Below are 2056 nucleotides of genomic sequence, written 5' to 3'. Positions count from 1 at the left end.
TCCTCACGGGCAGTTACGGTTTGTGTGGCACCAAGCAAACGGTCGGCCAGCGTACTTTTTCCGTGGTCAATGTGTGCAATAATGCAGAAATTTCTAATATGCTTCATCTTCGTTCTTTGTCAAAATTAGTTTGGCGTTACCACAAGGGTCGGGCTTTCCGTTCCAATCTTTTGTTTTTTAAAGGAAAAAACAAAAGGATTTCCATTGCAAATATATTCACTGAACTCCTATAAAAATAAAAGTTTAGTGAAGTAATCCCTAACGCGGACCACTACCCTTAAAGGTAGTGAATTAATCGGCAAATATAATCGAAATATATCAGTTAAAAAGCGGTAATGACGCATAACTGTAAAATTTTTTCGAGATAAAAAGCCTACTTTTGCGGCCCTAACCTTAATTTATAACTTAATAACAAAAGAAACTCAAATTATGAAAAAGATCTTTACATTGTTGTTGTTGGTCTTGTTTTGCTGCCAAACCTACGCACAACAATCTTTAATTACCAACCATTCCTACAAAGTGAGCGAACCGTACAGGGTTTTTGATGCGGCGGAAAAAATTTATTTCTCAAGAGGAAATGAAGTTCTTGCTTTAAAATTAGATGGAAAAGAAATTCTGATTCAAAAATTCGATTCAGAGAAACCGTCTTTTATCAAGGAAAAAAAATACGAAAAATACTTTCCGAAAAATTACTCGTTTGAACAAGTTATGGAGGTAAATGGTAAATACTATTTCTTTTATTCGTCATGGGATGGTGATAACGATAAAGAGCAGTTGTTTGCTACCGAGATCGATTTTGCTGCTGGGGAGTTTACGGGAAGCCCGAAATTGGTTTTACAGGTAGATGGCAAAATTGCCGGTTCTGCCGTATCGAGCAGTTGGGGATTTTCGTTTTCTGTACAGGATAAATTTGATTTGTTTCAGTCCAGAGACAAGAAAAATGTTTTAGTGCAATACCGAAGAAAGCCCGAAGTTAAAGGAGATACCAGGAGTTATGACATCATTGGATTGTTTACTTATGACGGCGGCTTAAATAAGATTTCAGATAATGAGGTGACAATGCCTTATACAGAAAGAAGAATGAATAACCTGGATTATCAGTTGGATAACAATGGGAATTTGTATTTACTGACCAAAGTTTTCCATGACGACAGTAATGATGATAAAAAGAAAAGAAAAGATACTGAGGCCAATTATCACATCGAACTGTTTACCATTAAAGCAGGTTCGGATAAAATCGGAATATCAAAATTTGAGAATAAAGATAAGTTCATCAATAAGTTATGGCTTTTTGATACCAATAAAGATTTCTTGGTTTGCGGTGGTTTTTACAGCAACGGAAAAGGAGATTTCGACGATTGTGACGGGATAATTGCGTTTAAAATAAAAAGTGATGGGACAGTATACGATAACGTTTCTCATGAAATTCCTCTGGAAGTGCTAAACCAATATGAAACTGCAAAAACAAAGAGAAAGAATGAAAAGAAGGAACGAAATGGAGATGAAGCTCAGTTTTCCGATTTGGATTTGAACGAGTTGGTTGTTAATGAAGATGGAAGTATCGTTCTGGTTGGAGAACAGTATTTTGTAATCACACGTACATCTTACAGCCCGCAAGGAGGAGCGAGAACCTATTCGACCTACCATTATTGCGATATGCTGGTTTCGAAAATCAATACGGATGGCAGTTTGGGATGGATGAAGAAAATTCCGAAAAACCAAGTGGGTTCAAGGGGACAAGGCGGAATGTCATACAAATACTTCAATGCAGACAACAATCACTATTTTGTGTATTTAGATAACGTAAAAAATATGGATCTTCCTTTGGACAAATCTCCAGCAAGACATTCAGATGGTCAGGGTGGTTATTTAACAGCTGTGAAAATTACCGATTCGGAAGGAGTCTTATCAAAAGGTTCGATATTAAATTCGCGTGATGTGGAAGACTTCAAGATTTATCAGTTCTCTACCAACAGAATTGTGAAAACCAGTGAAAATACTTTCTTGTTGGAGGTCTACAAAAAGAAGAAAGAAGATATCATGATCAAAGTTGTAT

Annotated in this window: 2 protein-coding genes; one reads left to right on the top strand and one right to left on the bottom strand. The window is 36.4% G+C overall.

The annotated features are described in order from the left end of the window. Nucleotides 1-107: GTP-binding protein (locus VLB74_RS04435; RefSeq protein WP_325202255.1), on the bottom strand; the 107-nt coding region annotated here is incomplete at its 3' end. 322 nt (nucleotides 108-429) lie between these two features. Here VLB74_RS04435 and VLB74_RS04430 point away from each other — a divergent pair. After that, on the top strand, nucleotides 430-2056 hold a 1627-nt coding region (locus VLB74_RS04430), incomplete at its 3' end, for a hypothetical protein (RefSeq protein ID WP_325202254.1).

Origin of the sequence: Flavobacterium sp. (assembly GCF_035456225.1) — a bacterium.
Taxonomy (GTDB): domain Bacteria; phylum Bacteroidota; class Bacteroidia; order Flavobacteriales; family Flavobacteriaceae; genus Flavobacterium.
The sequence above is the reverse complement of the archived record's forward strand: the minus strand, read 5'-3'. Positions and strand labels throughout refer to the sequence as shown.